General features: G+C 71.0%; 23 protein-coding genes. 15 read left to right on the forward strand and 8 right to left on the reverse strand.

From position 1 onward, the window contains the following. The first annotated feature begins 24 nt into the window (after positions 1-24). Both tsaD and KLI87_RS06105 read left to right on the forward strand, forming a co-directional pair. Entirely contained in the window at positions 25-1,053 is a 1,029-nt protein-coding gene (gene tsaD / locus KLI87_RS06100; protein WP_214616131.1) for a tRNA (adenosine(37)-N6)-threonylcarbamoyltransferase complex transferase subunit TsaD, read from the forward strand. Between the two features lie 393 nt (positions 1,054-1,446). After that, on the forward strand, positions 1,447-1,773 hold the full coding sequence (locus KLI87_RS06105; protein WP_156214462.1) for a hypothetical protein: 327 nt from the start codon (positions 1,447-1,449) through the stop codon (positions 1,771-1,773). 146 nt (positions 1,774-1,919) lie between these two features. Here the strand turns inward: KLI87_RS06105 and KLI87_RS06110 are convergent, their stop codons facing one another. Further along, complete coding sequence (locus KLI87_RS06110) at positions 1,920-2,639, reverse strand: SDR family NAD(P)-dependent oxidoreductase (RefSeq protein WP_214616132.1); 720 nt, start codon at positions 2,637-2,639, stop codon at positions 1,920-1,922. A 67-nt stretch (positions 2,640-2,706) separates the two neighbouring features. On the opposite strand from KLI87_RS06110, the gene KLI87_RS39795 reads away from it, so the two are divergent. Further along, positions 2,707-3,258: a MarR family winged helix-turn-helix transcriptional regulator gene (locus tag KLI87_RS39795; RefSeq protein ID WP_214616133.1), complete on the forward strand. Its 552-nt coding sequence runs from the start codon at positions 2,707-2,709 to the stop codon at positions 3,256-3,258. Between the two features lie 25 nt (positions 3,259-3,283). Here KLI87_RS39795 and KLI87_RS06120 read toward each other — a convergent pair whose 3' ends face one another. Continuing rightward, on the reverse strand, positions 3,284-4,369 hold the full coding sequence (locus tag KLI87_RS06120) for a DUF5937 family protein (protein ID WP_156214460.1): 1,086 nt from the start codon (positions 4,367-4,369) through the stop codon (positions 3,284-3,286). 102 nt (positions 4,370-4,471) lie between these two features. Between KLI87_RS06120 and KLI87_RS06125 the strand changes: the two genes are divergently transcribed. Next, entirely contained in the window at positions 4,472-5,710 is a 1,239-nt protein-coding gene (locus tag KLI87_RS06125; RefSeq protein WP_214616134.1) for an MFS transporter, read from the forward strand. A gap of 83 nt (positions 5,711-5,793) precedes the next feature. On the opposite strand, the gene KLI87_RS06130 is transcribed toward KLI87_RS06125, so the two are convergent. From KLI87_RS06130 to KLI87_RS06140, 3 genes are all read right to left on the reverse strand, one after another. Continuing rightward, the gene (locus KLI87_RS06130) at positions 5,794-6,837 is read right to left on the reverse strand and encodes an SRPBCC family protein (protein ID WP_214616135.1); all 1,044 of its coding nucleotides are present in this window, start codon (positions 6,835-6,837) and stop codon (positions 5,794-5,796) included. A gap of 82 nt (positions 6,838-6,919) precedes the next feature. Then, the gene (locus KLI87_RS06135; protein WP_214616136.1) at positions 6,920-7,717 is read right to left on the reverse strand and encodes an SRPBCC family protein; all 798 of its coding nucleotides are present in this window, start codon (positions 7,715-7,717) and stop codon (positions 6,920-6,922) included. Positions 7,718-8,290: 573 nt separating this feature from the next. Continuing rightward, a complete protein-coding gene (locus KLI87_RS06140) occupies positions 8,291-9,109 on the reverse strand; it encodes a hypothetical protein (RefSeq protein ID WP_214616137.1) in 819 nt (272 codons plus the stop codon). A 555-nt stretch (positions 9,110-9,664) separates the two neighbouring features. On the opposite strand from KLI87_RS06140, the gene KLI87_RS39800 reads away from it, so the two are divergent. The 7 genes from KLI87_RS39800 to KLI87_RS06175 all read left to right on the forward strand — a co-directional run bounded on the left by KLI87_RS39800 (position 9,665) and on the right by KLI87_RS06175 (position 15,220). After that, entirely contained in the window at positions 9,665-10,099 is a 435-nt protein-coding gene (locus KLI87_RS39800) for an NADH pyrophosphatase zinc ribbon domain-containing protein (protein ID WP_374225423.1), read from the forward strand. Continuing rightward, positions 10,090-11,208, forward strand: a complete 1,119-nt coding sequence (locus tag KLI87_RS06150) for a DUF6745 domain-containing protein (RefSeq protein WP_214616139.1) — start codon at positions 10,090-10,092, stop codon at positions 11,206-11,208. Before KLI87_RS39800 ends, KLI87_RS06150 begins: the two co-directional genes overlap by 10 nt. A 10-nt stretch (positions 11,209-11,218) precedes the next feature. After that, positions 11,219-11,689 (forward strand): hypothetical protein, encoded by a 471-nt coding sequence (locus KLI87_RS06155; RefSeq protein ID WP_156214454.1) that lies wholly within the window; start codon positions 11,219-11,221, stop codon positions 11,687-11,689. 349 nt (positions 11,690-12,038) lie between these two features. Beyond that, the gene (locus tag KLI87_RS06160) at positions 12,039-12,641 is read left to right on the forward strand and encodes a hypothetical protein (protein WP_214616140.1); all 603 of its coding nucleotides are present in this window, start codon (positions 12,039-12,041) and stop codon (positions 12,639-12,641) included. 1 nt (position 12,642) lies between these two features. Further along, positions 12,643-13,128, forward strand: coding sequence for a hypothetical protein (locus KLI87_RS06165; protein ID WP_214616141.1), 486 nt, complete (start codon positions 12,643-12,645; stop codon positions 13,126-13,128). A gap of 5 nt (positions 13,129-13,133) precedes the next feature. Beyond that, positions 13,134-13,556, forward strand: a complete 423-nt coding sequence (locus KLI87_RS06170) for a hypothetical protein (RefSeq protein ID WP_214616142.1) — start codon at positions 13,134-13,136, stop codon at positions 13,554-13,556. A gap of 182 nt (positions 13,557-13,738) precedes the next feature. Continuing rightward, on the forward strand, positions 13,739-15,220 hold the full coding sequence (locus KLI87_RS06175; protein ID WP_214616143.1) for a N,N-dimethylformamidase beta subunit family domain-containing protein: 1,482 nt from the start codon (positions 13,739-13,741) through the stop codon (positions 15,218-15,220). Between the two features lie 31 nt (positions 15,221-15,251). On the opposite strand, the gene KLI87_RS06180 is transcribed toward KLI87_RS06175, so the two are convergent. Beyond that, the gene (locus tag KLI87_RS06180; RefSeq protein ID WP_250903488.1) at positions 15,252-15,857 is read right to left on the reverse strand and encodes an ABATE domain-containing protein; all 606 of its coding nucleotides are present in this window, start codon (positions 15,855-15,857) and stop codon (positions 15,252-15,254) included. A gap of 65 nt (positions 15,858-15,922) precedes the next feature. Here KLI87_RS06180 and KLI87_RS06185 point away from each other — a divergent pair, with 65 nt between their 5' ends. The 3 genes from KLI87_RS06185 to KLI87_RS06195 all read left to right on the forward strand — a co-directional run bounded on the left by KLI87_RS06185 (position 15,923) and on the right by KLI87_RS06195 (position 19,812). Next, positions 15,923-16,312: a RidA family protein gene (locus KLI87_RS06185; RefSeq protein WP_214616144.1), complete on the forward strand. Its 390-nt coding sequence runs from the start codon at positions 15,923-15,925 to the stop codon at positions 16,310-16,312. Positions 16,313-16,436: 124 nt separating this feature from the next. Next, complete coding sequence (locus KLI87_RS06190; RefSeq protein ID WP_214616145.1) at positions 16,437-18,083, forward strand: carboxylesterase/lipase family protein; 1,647 nt, start codon at positions 16,437-16,439, stop codon at positions 18,081-18,083. Positions 18,084-18,789: 706 nt separating this feature from the next. After that, the gene (locus KLI87_RS06195) at positions 18,790-19,812 is read left to right on the forward strand and encodes a hypothetical protein (RefSeq protein WP_214616146.1); all 1,023 of its coding nucleotides are present in this window, start codon (positions 18,790-18,792) and stop codon (positions 19,810-19,812) included. A gap of 87 nt (positions 19,813-19,899) precedes the next feature. On the opposite strand, the gene KLI87_RS06200 is transcribed toward KLI87_RS06195, so the two are convergent. Beyond that, the gene (locus KLI87_RS06200; protein ID WP_214616147.1) at positions 19,900-21,303 is read right to left on the reverse strand and encodes an FAD-dependent monooxygenase; all 1,404 of its coding nucleotides are present in this window, start codon (positions 21,301-21,303) and stop codon (positions 19,900-19,902) included. 132 nt (positions 21,304-21,435) lie between these two features. Between KLI87_RS06200 and KLI87_RS06205 the strand changes: the two genes are divergently transcribed. Further along, positions 21,436-21,858, forward strand: a complete 423-nt coding sequence (locus KLI87_RS06205) for a helix-turn-helix domain-containing protein (RefSeq protein ID WP_214616148.1) — start codon at positions 21,436-21,438, stop codon at positions 21,856-21,858. A gap of 288 nt (positions 21,859-22,146) precedes the next feature. On the opposite strand, the gene KLI87_RS06210 is transcribed toward KLI87_RS06205, so the two are convergent. Continuing rightward, positions 22,147-25,179 carry an AAA domain-containing protein gene (locus KLI87_RS06210; protein WP_214616149.1) on the reverse strand — a complete coding sequence of 1,011 codons (3,033 nt, stop codon included), beginning with the start codon at positions 25,177-25,179 and terminating at the stop codon, positions 22,147-22,149. Between the last annotated feature and the right edge of the window lie 259 nt (positions 25,180-25,438).

Genomic DNA, 25,438 nt, shown 5'->3' on the forward strand with positions numbered 1-25,438 from the left:
GTCTATTGCGATAAGGAGGCCGGTGTGGCGGTGGTGCTCGGCATCGAGAGCTCGTGCGACGAGACCGGCGCGGGCGTCGTGTCGGGCGGGCGGCTGCTCGGCGCCGCGCTGTCGTCGTCCATGGACGAGCACGCCCGCTTCGGAGGCGTCGTCCCGGAGATCGCGGCCCGCGCGCACCTGCACGCGCTCGCGCCGTGCGTGCGGACGGCGATGGCGGAGGCGGACGTCCGCCCGTCCGACCTGGACGCGATCGCCGTCACCTCCGGTCCGGGCCTGTCCACCGCGCTCCAGACCGGTGTGGCCGCCGCCAAGGCGTACGCGCTCGCCTGGAACCTGCCCCTGTACGGGGTCCACCACCTGGCCGGACACGTGGCGGCCGACACGCTGGAGCACGGCCCGCCGCCCGGACGGTCCGTCGCGCTGATCGTCTCCGGCGGGCACACCTCGCTGCTCCTGCTGGGCGACCTGGCCCGGGACCCGATCGTCCACCTCGGCGACACCCGCGACGACGCCGCCGGAGAGGCGTTCGACAAGGTCGCCCGGATCCTCGGCCTCGGCTACCCGGGCGGACCCGCCGTGGACCGGGCCGCCCGCGAGGGTTCCGCCACCGCCGTGCGCTTCCCGCGCGCGATGCTCGGCGCCGGATTCGACTTCTCCTTCTCCGGCCTCAAGACCGCCGTCGCCCGGCATGTGGAGGCCGAGGGCACCCGCGCGCCGCTGGCGGACGTCGCCGCCTCGTTCCAGGAGGCGGTCGCGGACGTCCTCACGGCCAAGGCCGTCGCGGCCTGCCGCGCGCACGGCGTCGACACCCTGACCATCGTCGGCGGCGTGGCCGCGAACCGGCGGCTGCGGGAGCTGGCCGCCTCGCGCTGCGCCGCCGCCGGGCTCGTCCTGCGCGTCCCGCCGCCGCGGCTGTGCACCGACAACGGCGCGATGATCGCCGCCGTCGGCGAACTCCTCGTGGACGCCGGCGCCCCGCCCGCAGGTCTGACGCTGGCGACCGACCCCTCGGCCCCGCTGACCCGGGCCGCGCTCGCCCCCGCCAGTCGGTAGCCGTTGCTACGACGGGACGTCCGCGCCCCGCGCGAGTCTCCTTGCAGTCGGGCCAACGCTAGCCCCGGCCCTCCCCGGCCTTCGTCGCCCGCCGATTCGAATGGCGGAGTTGAGCGAGACAGAGCATGGGTGACGGGTTTGTGTCACCGGCTCACCACCCACCGAACGGGTTCAGGAACGGCGTTGCCGAGTGCGTGGTATCGAACACTCCGAGTGGAATCGGCAGGTTGACGGCGCACATTCCTTGGAGGTGTTTCCGAGCCGCTACGGACCATCACGCGAAAATGGGCTTGCCGCCGACGACCGCGGTGCGCCACAATGATCACGTATTCCGGCTTTTTCCAGCGAATTTGTCAACTCACTAAGAATCGCCTGTTCCTGTGAGGAGATGATATGCGACGAGTCGCGATCACCATCGGAGTTCTGGCGGTTGCGGGGGCCCTCGCCGTACCGTCCCCGGCGAACGCCGCATCCGGCAAGCTGACTTTCGACCAGGGCAACGGTTACCGGATCACCATCGAGAACCCGCCCGCCGGAGCCTGCTACAACCTCTCGGCCCAGGCCGGGCACACCAAGATCGGCCTCGTCGGGAACGAGACCACCAGGCCGATCAAGGTCATCATGGGCCCGAACTGCACCGACCAGGCCGGTTGGTTCAACCTCCCGCCATCGACGACCACGCGCTACGCGCCGAATGAGAGCGTCCTGATTCTGGAGTAGCCGCTCGCGGCCGGCCGACGGTGGGGCGCCCCACCGTCGGCATCTGGGCCGGGAAACCGGGCGAGGTAGCACGGAGTCCGTGCCGTGGGGGCGTATGCAGAACGCGTCGAGGTCCATATGGATATGCGACTGTGGCGCGGCCGGGTTCAGCGGGTTCTGTATGCGCCTCCGTTCACGTTCAGCACCTGCCCTGTGATGTGGCGTGCCGCAGGTGACGCGAGAAAAATGACCGCCTCGGCGATGTCGCCGGGGGAGGCGGCGCGGCCGGTCGCGGTCGAGGAGACCAACTCTCCGCGCCTTTCGTCCGGCAGCCGGTCGCGGAAGAACTCGGTGTCGGCGACGTATCCCGGCGAGACGACATTGGCGGTGATGCCGCGTGGGCCCAGCTCGCCCGCCAGGTCGAGGTTCCAGGAGGCGAGCCCGGCCTTGGCGGCGCCGTAGGAACCGGCGCCCTGGTCGGCGGCGATCGACCCGATGTGGACCACCGCGCCGCCTGGGACGAGGCGCTCGTCCACCGCCTTGGTCGTCAGCGCGGCGCTGACCAGGTTCGCGTCGAGGTTGGCGCGGAAGTCCCGAGCGTAGGCGGCGAGGTCCGTCCTGCCGTCGGCGTCGAAGTCGGTGTTGCCCCCGGCGTTGTTGACCAGCACGTCGATCCTGCCGGGCAGCTCCGCCAGTGTCCCCATGAGCGCCTCAGGGTCGGTGTGGTCGCATATCAGGGCTCGGACGCCGAGCGCGTCCGCCGTCTCCTTGAGGGGACCGGGGCGGCGGCCGGTGATGACGACGGCCTCGTGCCGCTCGGCGAAACCCCGCGCGATGGCGCGGCCGATGCCCGTACCGCCGCCGGTGACCAGGATGGTGCGTGTCATAAGCTGGGCCCCTCACTAGCGTTGAGGTCTAAATTTAGATCTAAATATATCCTCCAGGGAGGGGCTTGTGGCAACAGACGACGAGGGCGGCGCCGGGCACCCCGTCCATGAGATCGCCGCCGCCTGGGAGCGGGAGCGCCCCGGCACGCCGGTCTCCTCGATCCGGATCGTCACGCCGATCTGGCAGCTGGCCAAGCTGTTCGGCGATGATCGGCGCTCGGTCCTGGCCCGCGCGGGGGTGGACGCCGCCACCCTGGACCTGCTCAGCGTCCTGCGCCGCAGCGGCCCCCCGTACACGCTCAGCACCCGCGAGCTGAGCCGCCGCTCCCTGGTCACGGCGGGGGCGATCTCGCAGCGCGTCGCCCGCGCCGAACGCGAGGGCCTGGTCGAACGCCATCCCGCCCAGGGGCGCCCCCGCACCGTGCATGTCGCCCTGACCGCCGCCGGGCACGAGGTGGTCGAGGCGACCGTCGACCAGGTGCTCCACCGGGAGGCCGAACTGATCAGCGGTCTCACACCCGACCAGCGGACCCAGCTCACCGAGCTGCTCCGCGTTCTGCTCCAACAGGTTCAGCACCGCACCGACGACGACCGGATAACGCACGTCGGCCAGGACTGAAACCCCGCGCGCGGCGGGATCGCGGCTAGCGCAGGACGGCTGCCAGCAGGTCGGTGCCCAAGGCCGTCAGGTCGGGCAGGTTGAGGGTGTAGCGGACGTAGCGGCCGTGGCGGCGGGACGTGAGCAGGCCCGCGCGGCGCAGGGCGGCGAGGTGGCGGGACACCTCCGGGGGCGAGAGCTCCCAGAAGTCGGCCAGCTCGCTGGTGGTGTGCGGGCCGCGGGCCAGCGTGCGCAGCAGCCGCAGCCGCACCGGATGCGCGAGAGCCTCCAGCCGGAGGGTGACCGTCTCCAGGGAGACCGGTTCCGCCGGACCCGGCTCGGCGACGGGGTACTGCACCACCGGATGCCATCCGGGCGTGTGGACCGCCACCAGGTGCGGGCGGCCGAAGACGCTGGGGATGAAGGTGACCCCGGCGCCGTGGGCGGTGGTCGCCTTGTCCTGCACCTTGTCCACGACGATGCAGTCGCCGTCCGGTGCCAGGGCGACCGCGCCGGAGACCGAGGCGAGCGCCGCGCGAAGGCCCTGGCGCCTGAGCATCTCGTTCTTCAGACGCAGATCGTCGGCGAGTCGCACGGTGACGCCCGCCCAGGCGTCGTCGAAGAACGCCTCGGCGCATTCTTCGAGGGTGCGGCGTACCCGCGCCCGCACCGCGGCGGGGTCCGCGAGCAGCCGTTCCGCGAACGCCTCCTGTAGTTCGCCGCGGGCCTGGGCCACGACCAGGGCCCGCTCGCGCGCGGTCGTGTCGGTGAGCGGCGACGCCCCGGGGAAATGGACCCGGTTGCTGCCGCACGTGGTGACGAGCGCGGCGGTCACATAGGTCTCGTCGTCGAGCCGGTCCACGTCGTCCAGCTCCTCGGCGAGGGTCGGCCGGGGTCTCGCGGGGATCAGGAAGTCGGCCTGCGAGGAACGCCAGAGGAACTCCGCCTCCCGGAGCCGCTCGGCCGGCTCCGGCCGAAGCCCGGCCCAGACGTCCGCGGCCCAGCCGGAGAACTGCGGATGGTGGCCGGGCTCGGCCAGCACGTGCAGCATCGCGGTCAGCTCCGCCAGTGGGGAGGCGGCGAACCGCACCCGTTCGGACGGCAGGCCGCTGATGTCGATCCTCAGCGTCATTCACCCATCATCACCGCCCGGACGGCCTGGTCACGGCATCGATTGACGACAACCGTCAACCGACGTGCCCCGCCCCGGCGGGTCGGCGCACTGTCTGACGCCATGGCGACCACCACCAGGATCCAGCCCCGTGCCCTCGTCCGCGCCTCCGGAGGCCCGCGCTACGCCGTCGCCCTTGCGGTGGACGCGCTCGGCACCGGCCTGCTGCGGCCCTTCCTGCTGCTCTACGGCGTGACGGTGCTGGGGCTGTCCGCCCCGGCCACCGGCACCGCCATGACGGTCGGCATCGTCGCGGGCCTGGTCTGCATGCCCGCGGTGGGCCGGTGGCTGGACCGGGGCGCGCGCAGCACGGTCGTGGCCGCGTCGATGCTGGTGCGGGTGCTGGGCGCGGCGCTGCTGGCGGCCGCCCCGGCGGGGCACGTCTGGCTCTTCGCTTCGGCCGCCCTGTTCCTCGGCATCGGCAACCAGGCATGGCCGACCGCCCACGCCGCGCTCGTGGCCACGGTCGCCCACGGACGGGAACGCGACACCGCCCTCGCGGCGGCCCGCGCCCTGCGCAACGCGGCCCTGGGCGTCGGAGCGCTCCTCGCCGCCGCGTGCCTGGCCGGCGGCGCCACCGCACTGCGGGCGCTGGCGGCCGCCACCGTGCTCGCCTACCTGCTCGCCGCCGCTCTGGCGTGGTCGGTCCACGTGCGCGCACAGCCGGCGGACGCCGCCTCGGCCCGGGACGAGGGCCCGGCGCCCCGCATGACCGCGCTACTCGCCGCCAACGTGGTCTACGTCTTCTGCCTCAACGTTCCCGAAATCGCCATCCCCTTGATCCTGGTGACGCGGTTCCACGCGTCGCCGGTGTGGCCGGCGGCCGTCTTCGTGGCCAACACCGTGCTGGTCGTCGCCTTCCAGGTGCCGGTCACCGTGCTGATGTCCCGCTACTCCCGCCGGACCACGCTGGTCCTCTCCGGCGTGGTGCTCGCCGCGTCCTACCTCGGCTTCCTCGCGGCCACCTCCCTGGGACACGGCTGGGGCGCCCCGGCCGTCGCCGGGGTGTCCGTGGTCTGCACGATCGGCGAGATCATCTACGCGGGCAGCGCGACCGCGCTCGTCACCACCCTCGCCCCGGCCCACGTCCTCGGACGCGCCCTGGCCCGCTTCCAGCTCTCCACCGGTTTCGGCCTCGCCGTCTCCCCGGCGATCATCACCGCCCTCGCCTCCCACGGCCCGGCCGCGCTGTGGGGCGGCCTCACCGCCGGGACGCTCCTGTCCGCCTCCGCCGTCGCCGCCGAGAAGGACCACGGCTCGACGGTCGGGCACGAGCACGCTCGCACCGAAGAGGCAACGTGATCGTCGCCGCTCCGGACGCGGGCGGGCGGCGGCGGCAGGTCCGGGCTCTCGCCCGGACCGGCTGCCGACCGCCCCGCGGCGGCTTACTTGTTGGAAGCCTCCTCGTACTCCGGCTCCTTGCTGTCCCTGCTGCTGCCCTTCGAGCCGTTCCTGCGGCCGTTCCTCGCGCTGGAGCCGGACCTGGCCTTCGGGCCGTCGCCGGACTTCTCCTCCTCCTTCAGCGCGTCCTCATGGGACTTGACGACCTCGCTGTCGTGGATCTCGCCGCGCCAGCCCTCGATCTCGTCGGCGCGGGTCAGCGACTGCGTCATCACGTACCGGCGGAAGTGCTTGAGCTCCAGCCGGACGCGGCGGCCCTGCGCCCGCCAGAGGTTGCCGGTCCGCTCGAACAGGCCCTGCGGGTGGTACTCCAGCGCCACCAGGACGCGGGTGAGGTTCGGCGCCAGCTCGTGGAAGCTGATCGTCCCGTCGACGTGGCCCTTGTTGCCCTTCGAGCGCCAGACGATGTGCTCGTCCGGCACCTGCTCGACGATCGTGGCCTCCCACGTCCGCTTGGACCAGAAGATCTTCGCCTGCCAGTTCAGCTTCTCCTCGTCCGCCTGGTCGACGCTGACGACCTTCTTCATGAAGGACGGGAACTCCTGGAACTGCGTGAACTGGTCGTAGACGAGGCGGCGCGGCGCACCGACGTCGGTGTGCTCGACGATGTTGGTGACCTTCACCTTCTTGCCGCCACCGCCGCCCTTCTTCAGGGCGCCCCCGACGGTGTCCTTCAGCCGGCCGAACAGGCCCTTGGCCCCTTCGGCGGGCTTCTCGGCGGCGTTCTTCGCGGTGTCCTTGGCGCTCTTGGCCGCGCCCTTGGCGCTCTTCGCCGCACCCTTGGCGGCACCGGCGCCGCGTGCGCCGCTCTTGGTCTCGGTCTGCTCCTGCTCGCCGTCCTCGCCGTTGCGGCGGCTGAGCGCGCGGCCGGCCGCGACGGCGGCACCGGCGCCGAGCAGGACGCCGCCGGTGGTCCCGAGCGCCTTGCCACCGGGAATGCCGCCCGGCAGGTTCTGCGTGATCCGGCCGAGGCCCGACGGGCTCTTCCGGCCGACCGGCAGCCGTTTCGCGATTCGGCCGATGGGCATCGGGCCCACCTTGGTTCCGCGTTTCATATTCGTGCTCCTCCGCATGGATTGGGTTTCGGGGTTCTGTCTCACTGCGGGCCGCTCACGCCGTCCGGACGACCTCGCCGTCATGGATCTCGCCGCGCCAGCCCTCCACCTCGCCGGGGGCGACCAGCGCGCGGGTCATGACATGGCGGCGGAAGTGCTTGAGCTCCAGCCGGACGCGGCGGCCCTGCGCGCGCCAGAGGTTGGCGGTCCGCTCGAACAGGCCCTGCGGGTGGTACTCCAGGACGAGCAGGACGCGGGTCAGGTCGGGCGTCAGCTCGTGGAAGCTGACCGTCCCGTCCACCCGGCCCTTCCCCGCCGCTGAGCGCCACACGATGTGCCGGTCGGGGACCTGTTCCACGATCGTCGACTGCCAGGTCCGGCTCGACCAGAAGACCTTCGCCTTCCAGTTCAGCTTCTCCTCGGACGCCTGGTCGACGCTCACCACCTTCTTCATGAAGGACGGGAAGTCCTCGAAGCGGGTCCACTGGTCGTAGACCAGCCGGCAGGGCGCGCCGACATCGGTCTGCTCGACGATGTCGACCCGGCCGCCGCGCCGTCCGCCGCCGAAGATCCGCTTGAGTGTCTCCTTCAGCGCCGTCCAGCCGAAGCTCACCAGCGCCCGCGCGGGCGACTTGCCCTGGGCGAGCGCCCGCGCCCCGGCGAGGGACGCCTTGGCGAGCGGCCCGCCGTACTCGGCCCGCACCGCCAGCCGCCGGACGGAGCGCGCCAGCCTCGCCTCGTACCGGCCGACGACCCGGCTCGCCAGCCGGCGCCCGACCCGGCCGACGGCGAACGCGCCCAGGACGCCGCCCGCGCCTGCCACGCCGGCGGCGAGCCCGGTCCGGAGTTTCATGTCCTCGTCACCTCGCCGTCTACTCGGAGTCGAGCGGCGGGCTACCCGCGTAAAGAGGGACAAAACAGGCCACAGGCCGAGCCCCGGACTTCCATGCCACCGTGATACCGCCTCGGTTAGCACACAGTGACCGCCTGGTAACACGCCCTACCGCCCGCCGGACACCCTCACCGAACCCCCCGGCCGCCGCCTCTCGCGCCGCATTGTCGGACGACGAACTGCCGGCCCGGCTCCACCTGACCACCACCGAACGCGAGGCACCCCTGAGCCGCGCCATGCGACTCGGTGTGCATCCACGTCGGGCTGCCCGCCGCCCCGCCGCCCGCGGAGGCGATACAGGCCCGGACCGTCGGCGGCCAGGTGGTCCCCCTCACGGTGCGGCGGCTCCCCGGGGCCCGGGTGTGATCGGCGTGGCGCTCCCGGACCGCGACGATCCGCCCCTCCGGCTCCATGTGCTCGACGCGTCCGGCGCCGACGGGCGCAACCCCTAGACACCCCCGTGCCCGGCGCAGGTGGCATCAGAAGGGCGCCCTTGTGGGCAGCATCACTCGATGACTCCGGAGCCTGTGTTTGCTAGGCAAACCACGGATCATCGGGGAACATCTGAGTAAGGCGCTCGCGGACCTTCTGGCGGACCTCGGCGCCGCCGTGGCGCACGATCGGGTCCCAGCAGTATCTTCTGACCGCCGGATGGCCGGACGCGTCCGGGCACATCAGAACCGCGAGGACCCGGATAGGCCAAAGGAGCGGCGCGACATCCCCGCTGTTCAGCAATGCTCGCAGGCTCATCCCGGCGTCTAACGTCGAGATGATGCCCTCGAACAGGTACCTCCAAGCCGACCACACCGCGACCTCTATTGCTCTCGCACAGCGCAACTCATCCGCGAGAGGTTGTGTGCTTCTCAGGCGAAGAGCCTCTTCCGCCATACGGAAAATTCTGTCCCGGAGTTGCTCGTACTGAGTGATGGCGTGGGCGATCTGAGCGAGCAACTCGCACCAGAAGTGGGTACTGCGCGCCCAGAGCTGGAATGCTTGCATTCGTTGTGCCCCGAGATGAGCGGACAGGCCGCGCAGCACCAGCCCGCTGTCGGAGACGCCCGGTGCGTCCTCGAAAGCCCTTTCGTCCGCGCTCCGAGCGCACCTCCGCAACGCCTTATCACGGTACAGCCAGTAAACGACGTCCGCCCTCGCGCAGCCGATCGCTGCCTGTTTCAGGGTCACCCCCGGCGGCCTTGTGTCCCAGTTTCCCTCCTGTTCCGCGAGGTACTCACGTACACGTTTCTCCGTTCCATCCGCGATTTCGAAGGCACCTTGGCAACCGTGCATCGCGCCACCGCAATCGCACATACATCTGGGCCGTTCAGCCCGAGCACAGTTGCTGTTGTGGGCCATGCGCTCCTCCTCCGCCAAGAGAGGAACAAATCATCCACCGCAGGGCCCTGAGCGTAAATATGTGTCCGGGGAGCAAGTCGATTACCTCGCGGCGAAACGTGTCTCTGCCGCAGGACGCTGTCAAGTTCGGTTTGTGTCACGGTTCTAGGGGCAAGTAATAACCGGTCCCATTCCTGTCGCCGCCGTCGAGGGGGCCGCTCGACCCAGGCCGGGGTGGCCGAAGCCCGGTCGCGGACGGACCGAAACACATCGAGTGCGTCGTCCGGGACAGCGCGTCGTGGGGCCTTCGTCTCCGGAAAACGGAAGCGGATCGTTCACTGAAGTCGGTGTTCTGCGGCTCGGGGAGGACTGGCCCCGCCCGATCTGCATCGGCTTGTTTGCTAGTGCCCCATCACCGCCGTCATCCGCGCCGGTGAGCAGGGTCCTTCTGACCACCCGGTCATGCTTGCGATCGCGTGGCGGTTCCGGTTGTGGCCGACCGTCCCGGGTCCCCTTGAGACAGAACCAATTTCCAGCGATTTTGGGGTGACAGCCCGTCCTGTGCGAGGAGCTCGGATGACGCCTCCGACCAGTCGCCGTACGGTCCTCGTCGCCGGCGGCGCCGCAGCCCTCCCGCCCGGTCGGGGCGCGCCCGGGTGGCGTCTCGGGGAGGACGCCGAGGGCACCGTCTACTTCGGCGTGACGGCGCCGCTGCCCGCCGTCGAGGGCGCTGAGCCCGCCGGCCTGCGCCAGGTCGGCGCGCTCCTCGCCGACCGCGACTCCGGGCTGCTCACGCACGCCGTCGCGCTGGAGCACTGGCATGCCACGCACCGATTCTGCCCGCGCTGCGGCACCGGGACGAGGGTCGCCTCGGCCGGGCACGTCCGGGTCTGCCCGGCGGACGACCTGCTGCGCTGGGACGGGCGAGAACGGACTGCGGCTCGATCCGCCCGCTCGTCGGACGGCTGTGCTGACCTCATGGTGCGTGCCGAGGGGGCGTCGTGGCAGTAGACGGGCCGCTGAGCGATCAGGATCGCGCCGAGATCGTCGCCGGACTGCGCGATGCCTACCGGGCATCCCGGAGACGCTGGCACCGCCGCGTGATCTGGGTCGAGTCCCCGGAGCACCTCCGGAGGTACCGGCACCGGAGCAGCCGGTCCGCGAAACTGGCCGCCGGAGAGCGCATCCGGGCTCGGTGCCGGTACGCGCTGTCGCTGTCGCTCTCGGCGCTCTTGCTCTACCTGGTCTTCATTCCCTTGGGGGCGGGCGTCTACATCGTCTGCCGCATGGACGACAGGCCGGCGGGGATGATCGGCGCGAGCATCGCCGAGCTGAGCCTGCCGAAAGCTCTGGGAATATATTCGTTCTTCGCCCTTTTCGCCTATCTGTGCTGCGCCTTACATGCCATCGATGGAGAGGGCGGCCTCGATCTACTGGATCTGGGCGACGACCGGGTGAGGCTGCGCGCCCTGAAACCTGAGAGCCCCCGGTTCGATCCGCTGCTCCCCATGCTCCGGATCTCTTCGGCCCTCTTCCAGGGAGGCGATATCGCGGACCTGCGCGGCTGCCTCCACTTCGGAGTCCCGGGGCGGGCGTTCGCCTGCGCGACCTTCCGCGGCCTGGCGATCGTGGTCGAGCCGCCCTCGGTCGTGCGCACCGAGGCGCTGCCCGACGGAACCACCCGCCCGCACGCGGACGACGTGGCCGCGCTGCGATGGCCGAACGGTGAAGAGCACTTCTTCCTGCACGGCACCCTGGTGCCGAAGGAACTGTTCGATGGCGAATGGAACATTCAGCAGATCGAAAGAACACGGAACAGCGAGTTGCGGCGCCTGGCCATCGAACGCATGGGCTGGGAGAGATTCATTTCCAGGGCCGGGCTCGAACCGCTGGCCGAAACGGAGGATCCCGGCAACCCCGGTGCCGTCCTGCGCCTGTACGACATCCCCGGCGCCGACGCACGACTGCTGGTGATGCGCAACGGCAGCCCCGACCGGTCCGGCGCGCACCGCGACTATGCGGAACCGGTCCCCGGACATCTGGACGATCCGGTCGAAGCCGCCGCCTGGCAGTACGGCTGCCCCGTGGACGTCTACCGGCGACTGGAACGACGAACCTGAGGAGAGCGCCATGCACACCTACGCGACCGCACTGAAACTGATCGGCGTCACCGTCCCCGGCCATCTCACCGCCGACGCCGAGGTCCCGATCCTGACCGGGCCCCAAGCCCAGGGGGACCTGCTGGTCATCCCCACCGGCGCGCCCCGCTCCAAGGACTGGCGGACCGTCCCCGCGACGGGAGTGCGGGTCGTCCGCGGCGAAGCGACCGGCAACACCCACTGGCTCCACCCCGGCTTCGACAGCCCAGGGGTGTCCTGGCTGCCCGCGAGCGGCCAGGAGGACGGCCTCGCGGTCGGACACCTGCGGGTCCCCGGCGGTCAGACGGCCCTCCTGATCCACACCGACGAGCACGGAGCCAACGGCATCGGGCCGGGCGAGTACGTCATCAACCGCAAACGCCAAGCGAAGGTCGCCTTCGACGCCGCGCCACGGACCGCGTCAGGCACGTCCCACGACCTGTTCGGACTCGTAGACGACTGAACCATTGATCGCGGGCCGCGCTGGGGCCTCACCTGCACGAGCGCGTGACCTTTCGCCAGGCATCCGGGCGACCGGGGCCGCCGCCGTTGCGAGCGCGATCATCCCGGCCCGGGTGGTTCGCGTCCGAGGCCGCGGTCGCGTTGCGCCGCGCTCCCTTTTTCCAGGGCCGGACGAACGATGCCCCGTTGGCGACCACTCTTGGGGAACAGCGGGTAGATCATCGCGGCGCTAAGGAAAGACCAGGTCAGAGCTGGGATCTGGCAGTTCACGGGTCGGTCGGCCGGGTAGGTGGCGGCGGAAGATGAACGCAGATGACCCACCCGTTCGCCTTTCGGGGGAGGTTTCGCGAATGTCTGAGTCACAGATGCCCGACCTGGTCCGCGCGGCCGTGGCGGTGCCCCGGACACGGCGGCGACCGCGAACATCGGTGGCCGCAGGGGTGCCGGCCGTCGTCGCGGCGGCCGTACTGGCGCTCGCCGGGTGCGGCGGTGGAGAGGGGGACAAGTCGTCCGACTCGCAGGCGCCGAGATCCCCGGCTCTGGCGGGGTCGGCGTCCGCGTCTCCGTCCGGTGGTCAGACCATCAAAACGGCGACCGTGGGGGCCCTGGGGCAGATCCTGGTCGACGGTCAGGGCCGGACGGTCTACCTGTTCGAGAAGGACACGGGCGGCATGTCGTCGTGCACCGGGTCGTGTGCGGCGGTGTGGCCGCCGGTCGCCACTGCGGGGCGGCCCACCGCCGGGCCGGGCGCGGACGCGGCGAAGCTGGGCACCACCAAGCGTCCGGACGGCTCGACGCAGGTCACCTATGGCGGACATCCCGTCTACTACTACGTGCCTGACGGCATGACTCCCGGCAGCGCCAAGGGGGAGGGCCTGAACCAGTTCGGCGCCGAGTGGTACGTGCTGTCGGCGTCCGGCGGCAAGGTCGAGCCCAAGGGCGGCGGCTACTGACATGCGCCGCCGGTGGTGGGCTCCGCTCGTCGCCGTCCCGGTGATGGCGGCCACTGGCTGCGCGATGGCGACGAACTCGCTGCATCCCGGCCGGGCGCGGATCGGCACGGAGCGGGTGCCCTCGCTCGGGCGGATCCTGGTGGACGGGAAGGGCCGCACGCTCTACCTGTTCGTCGCCGACCTGCCGAACCGGTCGAGCTGCGGCGGGGCGTGCGCCGCCATCTGGCCGCCCGCGACCTCCCAGGGCCCGGCGATCGCGGACGGTGCCGCCCAGCGGTCCCAGATCACCACGATCGCCCGCTCCGAGGGGCCGCGCCAGCTCGTCTACGCGGGCCACCCGCTGTACTACTACCAGGCCGATACCGGACGCGGTGACATCCGAGGCCAGGCGCTCACGCAGTTCGGCGCCGAATGGTACGCCGTCTCACCTCAGGGTGAGCAGGTCCAGGGCGGAGTGAGTCGTGGCTCCCTCGTCCCGGGCGGGTGACCCCCGTGCGTCACGTGCTGCGTTACCTCGGCGTGCTGCTGCTGTTCGGCATCGGTGCCGTCCATCTGCGCGAGTACGTCGCCGACCATTACCGGGTCATCCCGATCATCGGGGTCCTGTTCGCGCTCAACTTCGCCGGGGCGGTGGCGCTGGGGATCGTCCTGGCGAGCCCGCCGCGGTGGCCGCCCCTGTTGGGACGCGCGCCGCTCGCACTCGTGGCGCTCGGGGCGGCCGGGTTCGCGCTGGGCACGATCATCGGCCTGCTGATCAGCGAGCAGGCCAGCCTGTTCGGGTTCCACGAGTACGGCTACCGGTCCGTGATCGTGCTCGCGCTCGCTCTGGAGGGCGCCGCCGTGGTGGTGCTGCTCGGGTTCGCGGCGCTCGAAACGCGCCGGACGCGGGGACGGCCCTCCACCGACGCGGGATGAGCCTTCCGGTTCCCTGATGACCATCTGTTAGTCGGTGCTGTGGCTTCCGGCTCGCCCGGACGGGGGAGGACTTCCGCAGCAGCCGACCGTCGAGGGGAGTCGTCGTGGGAAGCCGTGCGCCCGGCGGAAGCGGACCTGGCCGGCACGGGCGGCCCACGACGATGCCAGGACGGGGCGCGGCCGTGCTCGCCCTGGTTCTCGTCCTGGCCTCGGCCTGCTCGTCCGGGGCGCACGGCCGCGACGCCAGCGGGCGGCGGGCGCCGAAGGCGGCCCAGGTAGCCGAGAACGCCAAACGCGGCGACGCGGACTGGCGGATCGTCCGCCGGAACCTCGGATCCGAGCACGAGATCGAGGGCTACGCCGACCGCGTGAGCGTGCTGCCGGGCGAGCCCTTCCGGTTGTTCGTGTCCACCACGTCCTCCGGGTTCTCCGCCCAGGCGTTCAGGATGGGCTGGTACGGCGGCGCGCAGGCGCGCCGGGTGTGGCGGTCCGGGCTCAACCCCGGGGTGCGGCAGGCGGGCGCCCATGTCGACAAGGCGACCCGGACGGTGTCGGCTCCCTGGCGGCCGTCGCTGACCGTGTCCACCTCCGGATGGCCCGCGGGCAGCTACCTGGTCATGCTGACCGCCACCTCGGGGGCGCGGCGGTACGTGCCGGTGACCCTCCGCTCGCCCAGCGCGGCGGGACGCGTCGTCGTGCTGAACGCGACCACCACCTGGCAGGCCTACAACATGTGGGGCGGCTTTGACCTGTACAAGGGACCGTCGGGCGGGGAGGGGGACCGGGCCAGCGCGGTCAGCTTCGACCGTCCTTACGACGGAAACGGCGCGGGCAAGTTCATGGTCTACGAGCAGCCCGCGATCGCGCTCGCGGAGAAGCTGGGCGTGCCGCTGGCGTACGCGACCGACAACGACCTGCACGCCGACCCCGGGCTGCTCAAGGGGGCACGCGGCCTGCTGACCCTCGGGCATGACGAGTACTGGTCGTCCACCATGCGCCGGCGCGCCACGCAGGCCCGCGACCAGGGCGTCAACATCGCCTTCCTCGGCGCCAACGCGGTCAACCGGCACATCAGGTTCGCCGCCACCCCGCTCGGGTCGAACCGGCTGGTCGTCTGCTACAAGGACGCCGCCGCCGACCCCATGGCGCGGACCGACCCCAGCGAGACGACCCAGGACTGGCGGCTGCCCCCCGAGCCTCGGCCGGAGAGCGACATCATCGGCATCCAGTACATGTGCTTCCCGGCCGAGGGCGCCTTCACCGTCGCGCGGCCGGACTTCTGGCTGTTCCGGGGCACCGGGGTGCGCGCCGGGACGAGGTTCCCCGGCGTCATCGGCCCGGAGGCCGACGCGCTCAACCGCGCCGGGCCCACCCCGGCCACCCTGGAGATCGTCGCCAGCTCGCCGATCACCTGCGGGGACCGCCGGGCCGTCGCGCACGCCTCCTACTACACCACCGGCGAAGGCGCGGGCGTGTTCGCGACCGGCACCATGCGCTGGGTCTGCGCCATGCGCGGCCCCGCCTGCGGGCACGGTGTCACCGAGGCGGGACGCCGGTTCGTCACACAGGTCAGCCGGACGCTCATCCGCGCCATGGCCGAGGGGCCGCTGGGGCGGGTGCATCCGTCCCGTCCCAACTACAAACTCGGCGCCGACCAGGAATGAAGCGCCATGGCGACCGAGGGGAGGACGGTGGTCAGGGCGGGCCGGTGGCCCGCCGGGCGCGTAGGGCGCGAAGTTTGTGCCGGTTGCCGCAGCGTTCCATCGAGCACCAGCGCCGCGCGCCGGGGCGAGAGGTGTCGACGAACACCAGCGGGCAGTCCTCGCCGGCGCATTCGCGGACGCGCCCGGACAGCGGCCCGGACAGCAGGTCGATCATCTCGCGCGCCAGCGCCGACAGCGCCTGCGTCGCCCGCACGGGTGACGCCCACGTCGCGGCGGTGCCCCCGCCGGACAGCTCCGGGACGAGTGGCGCCGCCTGGGCGGCCCGGTTGATGGTGGCCACCGCTTCGGCGGGCAGGGGGCGCTCCGCGGCGCGGGCGTGCGCGGCCTCCCAGATCGCCTGCCGCAAGGTCTTGGCCGCGCCCAGTTCGCGGGACGTGACGGGGGTGGTCAAGGCCGCGTCCAGGGGCGGCTGGGCCAGCCATCCGGCGAGGTCGCCGGGCTCGTGGAGGGTCTCGAAGACCGCGTAGTCGCCCTCCCCGCCGGTGTGGGCGAAGTCCAGGCAGACCGCGCCTGCGTCGAACCGGAACGACCCGCCCTTGGGGTCGTGCAGCACCCGCCCGGTTGTCCCCGTTCGCATGCAACCAGTATAACTGGTGTCGCAACGACACCACTTTAACCGGTGTCTCGAAGAAGGAGATCGACATGGGCGTCCGGCACATCAACCCCGAGGGGCTGCACCGCAGCCCGGCCTTCAGCCATGCCGTCGTGGTCGAGCAGCCCGCCAAGACCATCTACATCGGCGGGCAGAACGGCGTCGACGCCGACGGCGAGATCGTCGGCCCCACGCTTGGAGAGCAGTCCGCCCAGGCGTTCCGCAACCTTCAGACCATCCTGCGAAGCGAGGGCGCGAGCCTGTCCGACATCGTCCACTGGCGGATCGCCGTGGTCGACGGCCACTCCTTCGACGAGGGGGTGGCCGCCTTCCAGCAGGTGTGGAACCGGGCCGACCCGCCGCCGGCCATCACCGTCCACGTCGTCGCCGGACTGTCCCCGGGCTTCCTGGTCGAGATCGACGCCGTCGCCGTTATCTGACCTCCGCGTTTCGGTGCGAAGGGGTAGAGCTAGCTCTACCGGAGGTCTAGAGGAAAGGCTCCTGTGCCCGTGCACCGGGTCCCGAGACCGTAGAGGAAGTCGAGCCAACGGGACGGGAGCCTTCATGGACACATATCGGAAGCGGCGCGCGTGGGGAAGGTCGCTGGCCGCGATCGGCGGTGTCGCGGCAATAGGGCTCGCCGGATCGGGACTCGACGGGGTCGCGGCGGCGGCCGCTCCGGCGGCCGGCGGCGGTTCGCTGGTGGTCACCGACAAAGGCCCGGTGCGGGGCACCGTCAGCGCGGACACCCGGGAGTTCCTCGGCGTCCCGTACGCGGCGCCGCCCGTCCGGTGGGGTTCGCCGCAAGCGGCAAAAGCCTGGAGTTCACCGCGGGACGCGACGAAGCCGGGCAACGCGTGCGCCCAGAATGCGGGGTTCTTCGGTGAGAAGGCGAGCGACAGCGAGGACTGCCTCTACCTGAACGTGACCACGCCCCGGCGGTCCGCGAAGGGCAAGCGGCTGCCGGTCATGGTCTGGATCCACGGCAGCGGATTCCGGAATGGCTCCGGTGCCCTGTACCGCCCGGCCCGGATGGCCGCGCGCGGCGACGTGATCGTCGTGACCGTGAACTACAGGCTCGGGATCTTCGGCTTCCTCGACCACCCGTCGCTGGACGGCGGCCCGGCCAGGAACCGTTCGGGGAACTTCGGCCTGGAGGACCAGCAGGCCGCCCTCGGTTGGGTGCGCAGGAACGCGGCGGCGTTCGGCGGCGACGCCCGCAACGTCACGGTGTTCGGTGAGTCGGCGGGCGGGGTGAGCACGTGTTCGCAGCTCACCGCCCCGGGCGCCGCGGGCCTCTTCCAGCGGGCGATCGTCCAGAGCGGTCCGTGCACGGTCGAGAACTGGCCCGACTGGGACGGGACGCTCGAACCCTCCGGCGCGTGGCTGCCGCGTCCGCGCGGCAAGGCCGAGCGCCAGGGCCAGGCGGTCGCCGCCAAGCTCGGCTGCCCCGCCCCCGCCACGGCCGCCGCGTGCCTGCGCGCGCTGCCGACGTCGAAGCTGCTGAAGGAGTCGGAGTACGGCTTCGCGCCGGTGTACGGCGGCGGGGGCGTGCTCCCGTACTCGCCGAAGCGGGCGCTGCTCGACGGGAGGTTCGCGAAGGTCCCGGTCATGTACGGCATGACGCGCGATGAGTACCGCACGTTCGAGGCCGCGCAGCAGCTCATGGGCGTTCCCCCGCTGGCGGACGAGGCGGAGTACGCCGCCCGCGTGCGCGCCTATGTCGGCGCCGAGAAGGCGCCGAAGGTGCTGGCCCGGTATCCGCTCCGGGACTACGGCTCGCCGAGTGAGGCTTGGTCCGCTCTCGTCACGGACGCCACGTTCGCGCGTTCGGTGACCGACCTCGGCCGCTCCGTCGCAAGCCGGGTGCCCGCGTATGCCTACGAATTCGCGGACGCCGAATCGCCGTGGGTCGCGAATGTGCGGAAGCCCGGTTTCCCGACCGGCGCCTTCCACGCCGCCGAACTGCAATACCAGTTCGAGACCGACTACTTCGACGAGAGCCGGCTGAGCGCCGCCCAGCGGAACCTGGCCGATCAGATGACGGGTTACTGGACGAGGTTCGCCCGCACAGGCGACCCCAACGGCGCGGGCGCGCCGACCTGGCGTGAGGGAGGAAACGCGACTCAGGTGCTCGCCCCCGGCGAGGGCGGCATCCGGCGGATCGACTTCGCGAAGGAACACGGGTACACCTTCTGGAAGAACCTCTGACCAGAACGAAGTAAGACAGCCGGTGAACGTACGAACCAGGAAGCGCCCATGACCGACGGGCCCTTCCGCTCCATCACGGGACCATCCGCCTGGGGACCGGCCCCCGCTCGCGCGGGGGCCGGTCCCCAGGCCCGCGCGACGCCAGCGCCGGCCCCTCCGACCTCAGAATCCGCGGGACCCTTACCGGGCGAGGTCGGGCCGCCGCTCCCCGGAGACGCCGATCAGGCCCGCCATCCGCACCCGTGCGCGCGTTGGGGTGTCGAAAAGTCGGAAACTCTTGCTCTGCGTTAACGAATTTGCCACCCCGCCGCCGACGGCTCCCGGAAGGACCATGGCAATGGGGCCGGTGTGAGTACGTGCCCCATTCCTCAAAGAAGACGCGGCCCGCTGTGGCGGCCTGTAGGCATCCGGCCCGTTCTCCCTTTTCGGACCCAAGGGACCACCCCTCCCGGGGTGCCACTTCCTACTGGCAGGCTCGGCGTTCTCAAATTCCGGGTGGCCAAAGCCGCACGGCGGCTTCTTTTGTTCGCGAGTGATGTGGGTAAGGCTGATTCGGAACGCCTTTAAAACCATGCAACAGGAAATGTGTGTCCTTGCGGTAACCCTCCGTTTCCCTGACCGGTATGGCCTCCCCCGCTTACCGCGGACGAGAGTTGAGGAAGCCCCGGCCCCCGAACAGGGGCGGCACCACGATCAGGGAGGCACCGTGCCCGTTGAACAGAAGGCCGGATGGGACGACATCCTGGTCAGGGACAATTTCCAGGACCAGGGGCAGACTCCCACACCCGACCCCATGTGGCGGTCCCCCGACCTCATCCCCTTCGGCAGCGACATCCTCGACTTCGACCTGCTGGAATCCAGCTACAACGGTCCCGACCTCGGGGTTCGCCACCCCATTGTGTACGGGGGGCTCAACCGCGTCTATGTGCGCGGAAAGAGCCTGAGAAGCGGCTGCCCCGCGTCCGGTCACGTCAGGCTCTACTACGCCGCCGGCGGACTGTTCCTGGATCCGCGGGCCTGGCATCCGATCTACGCGGAGAACGGCGACCTCACCGTGCCGTTCGTCGCGCGCGGCGGCTCCAGGCAGATCGCTCCCGGACAGATCTGTGTCAGCGCGAACGCCTTCGTCCTACCGAACCGGCTGCCACCGGGCCACTACTGCATGATCGGCACGGTGGACACGCCCGCCCACCCCATGCCCCCGCGACTACCGGTCTTCAACTCCAACGTCGACTACGTCAACTGGGTCAAGAACAACCCCGATGTCTGCTGGCGCAACATCGACGTCATCCCGTGCGAGCAGCGAAGGTACGTCCTGACCAGCCTGACCATCGGCAACCTCAACGACACCCCGACCAAATACGTCTTCGGCGTATCGGGAACCCACCTGCCCGACGGCACCGCCGTCTTCTCCAGCACCGACCAGCGGTTCCCGTTCGTTCTGCCGCCGGTACAGATCTACGCGCCCGGCGAGGACGAGGTGTACTCCCGCTCGATCACTCTGCCTCCCCACTATTCCGGGACGGTCACGGTGGTGGTCGAGTTCTCCCAGCCCCTTCCGTGTGACGCCACGCTCATGCTGCGCGCCTACAACCCGGTGACCAGCAGTCCCGGCACGCTCGAACACCGACTCGCCGTCCCCCTCACCGGCGCGCAGGAGGCCGCCGAGCCGGGGCGGTTCATTCTGCTCGGCGAGTACACCTTCGTCGCCTCACGAAGCGCTTCGTGACCTAGGTGGTCGAAGGCCGGGACGTGGGCGATATGCGCCCCCGGTCCCGCGGCCCCCGGGGACTTTCCCGGGGGCCGGCGCTTTCCGTCAGGTCAGGGGCAGTTCCGCCATGGCGTCCGCCAACTCTCCCGCAGTGTCCCCGGCGGCCCACACATGTCCGTCCGGGCGCATCAGCACGGCGGCCGTGGGCCAGGGCAGTTCGGTCTCGTACAGATGGAGGTCGGTGCTCATGGCCAGGTCCTTCATCGCCGGGCCGGCTTCCTGGGCCAGCAGCACCGGGCGGCCCTCGCGCAACAGGTGCAGTTGTTCGCGGGTGGCCGGGAGGCGCCGGCCTGCCAGGGGATGGGTGCCCGGATAGCGCACGTCCAGCGCGGTCAGCGTGTCGGCCAGCGCGGTCGCCACGTCGGGATGGGTTCGCAGCAGATCGGCCATGAACCGGCGCAGGGACCGGCCCTCCTCGGTCGTGGCGGTGATCAGGGCGGTCTGGGCCTTGGTGTGCTCGCCCAGGGCCGCGCCGACGGGGTGGCGTTCCGAGTGGTAGGTGTCCAGCAGGGCCGCGTCCGCCCGGCCCCGCTGGACGGCGGCGAGCTTCCAGCCCAGGTTCATCGCGTCCTGCACTCCCACGTTCAGCCCGACGCCGCCCGCCGGGAAGTGCATGTGCGCGGCGTCGCCCGCCAGGAACACCCGGCCCCTCCGGTACTCCGCCGCGAGCCTGGTGGCGTTGCCGAAACGGGACAGCCACGCGGGGGAGTGCATGCCGAGGTCCGTGCCCGCGATCCGCTTCGTCGTCTCCCGCAGGGACTCCAGGGTCGGCGTGGGATCTGACGGGGCGTACCCGGTGACGCGGTAGAGCCCGCCAGGGATCGGGGCCACGATCAGCGCGCCGTGCTCGTTGTGCCAGAAGCCCAGCCGGTCTGGCGGGTCGTCCAGCTCGACGTCACCGAGGAAGCCGAAGACGGTCGAGTCGGTGCCGGGGAAGTCGATGCCCGCCGCCCGGCGCACGGTGCTGCCCGCCCCGTCCGCCCCGACCACGTGGTCCGCGGTGATCTCGTACTCGCCGTCCGGCCCGTCGACCCGCAGCGTCACGCCCTGTTCGTCCTGGCTCAGCCCGGACACCTGGTGCCCGCGCCGGATCACCACCCCGAGGGTCAGGGCGTGCTGTTCGAGCAGTTCCTCGGTGCGCAGTTGCGGGTGCGCGAGCAGGAACCGGAACGGCGTGGCCAGGCCGCGGAAGTCCAGGCGGGCGGGCAGCATGCCGAAATGCCCGTCCGGGACGGGCAGCCCGCCGTCGAGGAAGGCCCGCTCCTGCCCGCGCATCGCCAGCACCTCGATCGTGCGCGGGTGGACGGCCAGCGCCTTCGAGTGCGGGCTGCGCCGCTCGGCCCGTTCCAGGACCAGCGGCCGCCCGCCGCCCAGGGCCAGCTCCGCCGCCGTCCACAGCCCGGCCGGGCCCGCGCCGACCACGATGGTGTCGTGTGCGTTCAAAGACATGGGTGGAATTCCTTTTCAGAGTGGTTGGAGAGCGCGCTCCGGTGATCCGCCGGAGCCGTGCACGGGTGCGTGGACGCCTCGCGGGCGTTACATACTGGTGGTGCGGTTGCATCCGGATGAGAGGTGATCGAGATGGCGCCGGCGCGACGGATCAGTGGTCCGTGCGGGGAATGGCCGGAGAGCAGCGCCTTCATCCGTGAGGTGCTCGACCGCATCGGCGACAAATGGACGGTGCTGACCGTCAGCACTCTGGGCGCCGGCTCGCTGCGCTACTCCGACTTGCAGGCGAGCATCCCCGGGATCTCCCAGCGGATGCTGACCCAGACGCTCAAGCATCTGGAGCGCGACGGCCTGGTCACGCGGACCGCGTACGCCGAGGTCCCGCCGCGAGTGGAGTACGCGCTGACGGACCTGGGCCGGTCGCTGATCGACGCGGTGATGGCGATGGCCGACTGGGCCGTCGCCCACCACGGCGAGATCGCGAGCAACCGGGCCGCCAGCGAGCTGACCGGAGTAGGCCGGGCCAAGGCCGCGGTCAGCGCGCCGACGGGCTGAGCCGTCGGCGGCAGATCGGTCCGTTGTCTCGTGGACGGTGTGGACGCGGCACACCCCGGTGCCGGGATCGTGCGTCCGGGTCCGGCTCGACGGATCGTCTCATGATCTTGAACCGGCCTGCCGCCTTCTCCATCATCTTCCTCACCTCACTGGTAGTGCGTAACACCATCATGAGTGACTGAGAAAGGGCCTACAAAAGGCACTTTCAAGTGCGTGAGAAAGACGCCCTTCTCCTGGATCGATGCTCCGTGCCCGTCGAGCACGTGGTCGGGCAGCGCGAGGTGCGGTTCAAGGGGATTTGGGGAGCCAGCGGGTCAGGTGTGTTCTCGGCGTGGCCGCCGCGACGTGCCAGAGCTGGTTTTTGGGGTCCCATCTCGCCTTTACCAGGCGCTTCGCCTCGTCCTTCTCCTCGTAGGGAACGTTCAGGTAGAGGCGGCCGTCGACCACGTCGCCGGGGGAGATGCCGTTGTTCGAGGATCGGCGCGGCGCCGGGGGCCCGGGACGGGCGGGACGGTCCATGCGGGCGCGGTCGACGATGCGCCGTACCCGTTCGCACGCCGTCGGGTCGGTGATCCGCATCATCAGGTCGGTCGAGCCGCCGTGGGCCAGGAGGTTCAGGGAGCCGTGCCAGAGGACGGTGTCGTCGACGATCAGGACCTTCTCGTGCATGCGCTCGCGGGCCTCGATGCGGCAGCCGGCCGCCTGCATCGCCGCGACGAGGTCGGCGTCCTTCGTGCCGGGTTCCTGTCGCCGGGTGTGGACGGTGACGCGTGTGCCGGCGGCGATCCGCGGCGCGAGATGCCGGAGCCAGTACCGCACCGGGGTCGGGGCGAGGAAGGCGCAGTAGATGTCGATGCTCTGGCGGGCCTGCGCGATGTCCCATTCCACGGCGCGGGAGACCTCGTCGGCGGGGAAGAACGCGGGGCGCGCCAGTTCCTCGGGGGCCAGGCCGCCCAGGTCGGCGGCGCTGCGCACCGGGACGAGGTCCTCGACCGGGAGCCGCTGGGCGTGCTTCTCGAAGTGCGCGAGCATGCGGGCGGCCTCGCTCGTGCGGCTGAGCCCGCGGTGCATGAACTCGGTGTTGGCGACCAGGACGAGATGGTCCTGCGCGCGGCTCAGCGCGACGTTCAGCAGCCGGCAGGTGGCCGAGGCCAGCCCGAGGCCCTCGTAGAAGTAGCCGAGCCGGTCACCGGCTCCCGCGACGGTGTCGATCACCACCAGCGGACGCTGGCTTCCCTGGAAGCGGTGGACGGTGTCCACCACACCGTCGTAGGTCTCGCCGAAGCGGTGGGCGAGGCTCGTGTTCAGCGCCTTCTTCTGGTTCTTGTAAGGGCAGATGACGGCGAGCCGGTCGGCCGCCCCCTCCCCCTCGGCGAGCCCGGTGTGCTTGCGGGCGGGCAGCACGGTGTCGTACTGCAAGCCCCGGATCAGCTCGTGGATCACGGCTTCGTGGACGGCGTTGGTGGTGTGGGCGTTCCGCCTTCCCCGGTCCGGGACGCGGCTGGAGGTGTCGACGAGCACCAGCGGGCTCTCGATCAGTGGTGAGGACGGCAGCCGTGTCCCCTCCTCCCTGCCGGTCAGCAGCGGCGCGTCCGGATACGCGACCTCGTTCACCACGGCGCAGATCGCCCGGCGCATGCGGTACTGCTCGTTGAGCGCGACCATCCTGGGGTCGCCGACGCGGGCGCCGCCGTGCGGATCGACGAGCCCCGCGGCGTGGAACGCGTCCCGGTCCATCCACAGCCGCGAGTGCTCCTTGTCCTGGGGCGATGCCCCGCGGTTGTTCGAACCGCGTGTGACGGCGGGCAGCTGCCGGAAGTCGCCGGCCAGCACGACCCGCTTGCGGGCCAGGCCCGCCGTGTACCAGGCGGACGGCAGGTTCACCATCCCGGCCTCGTCGATGACCACGACGTCGATCTCGTCCATCAGCCGGCGGGTCTGCACCGCCTTGGACACCGTCGTGCCCAGGATCCGGCAGCGGCTCCGCACGGTGTCCGCGATCCTCTGGAGTTCCTTGCGCAGATGGTCGAGCCGGTGCTGCAATCGGTCGGCGTCCTCGCGCAGCCGCGCGACCGGGGCCAGGCCCTCCACCCGGGCCAGGAGGCTCGGCAAGGCCGCTGTGATGGCGGCCAGCTCGGATTCGCAACGCTGGGAGTCCGCGCGGGCGGCTCCAAGCCGCTGCTGGCCGGTCTCCAAAGCATGGCGGTGGTGGTACAGCTCGCTGTCGAGCGCGTCCAGCTTCGCCTGCTTGCGTTGAGCGAACATCCCGGACGGAGGCCCGATGCGGTCGATCTGCTCCCGGACCCGGGCGATCTGCGCGGCGGCGGCGTTCACCGCCGCCTCGGCGTCGAGGACGGACTGGTGGGCGGCCACCAGCCGCTGCCCGAGCTCCTGGCGCCCGTTGATGGCACGCGTCGCCTCGTCGTGGCGGGCGATGCCCGCGCGCACCCCCGCGAGTTCCGGCGTGATCTGTGCGATCTCGGCGTCCAACTCGCCCGTCAGCCTTTCGGCGATGCGGCCCCGGTCGATCTGCTCCCCGTACTTCGCGGCGAGGGACGCGACGGCGATGTCCCCGGCGCGCTGCACCAGCCCCGACCCGAATTCGGGTTCCCGGGCGAGCAGGTCGCACATCCGCAGCAGTGCCTGGTCGACCGCGACGTGTGTGGGCGCCAGGAAGAGCACGCGCAGGCCCTGCCGGTAACAGCCCTCCACGATGCTCGCGACCACGTCGGTCTTCCCGGTGCCCGGCGGCCCCCAGACGAAGGTCAGCTCGCTGTCGAGCGCCCGTTCCACGGCCTGCCGCTGCCGGGTGTTCAACCGGCGGTTCCGGTACCCCGGGACGAACCGCTCCGTGTCGGAGCAGCGGCCGATCTTCGGCTTGCCCTGGTCGACCAGCCACCCCGCGGCGGTGAGGTTCACCCCTGGCGCGCTGGTGCCCGTCTGCTCCAGCCGCTCGGCCAGCGCCACCAGGCCCGCGGTGTCGTCCTCGACCAACTGCGCGTTCACCGGCTGGGCGCCAAGGTCGGCCTCCGTGGCCACCCGGATCCTCCCGTCCGGCGACCGGGTCGCCTCGGCGCGCTCCCACGGACCGCGGGACCGCGACGTCCGGATCAGCAGGTCCTTACTGCCGAAGGCTTCCTTCCATCCCTTGCAGAGGAACAGATACTCCCGCTCGGACCCCGACTGCTGGACGAGTCGACCGTCATGCAGGGACAGTTTCTCCGCATTCGTCATGTCGTCGTGCAGGATGGCCTCGATCTCCAACCGCACCGCACGCTGCAAATGGGCTACGGGGTACGGCCCGGTCTGCTTCTCCGCCATCGATTCCTTCCGAACGCCGTGGAACCTGACGAGCGCGACCGAACCGCGCCTCGTGGAGCCTGAGCGGGGCACCCGCCCGAGTGTGCCGCGCAGTCGTTGCTTCCCCCAGAATGCCCCACTAGATAGGGTTTTGCTCGGTAGCGAACGGTTCGCAGTGTGCCAGAAGCGGTCCTCCATGCCGAGCCCCTTGACCGAGAGTTGATCTTGAGTCGAATGGGCGGCGCCGACTCGCCGATCGGGAGCGGCCGATGAGCGCGCG

Source organism: Actinomadura sp. NEAU-AAG7 (assembly GCF_018603865.1).
Lineage (GTDB): Bacteria > Actinomycetota > Actinomycetes > Streptosporangiales > Streptosporangiaceae > Spirillospora > Spirillospora litoris.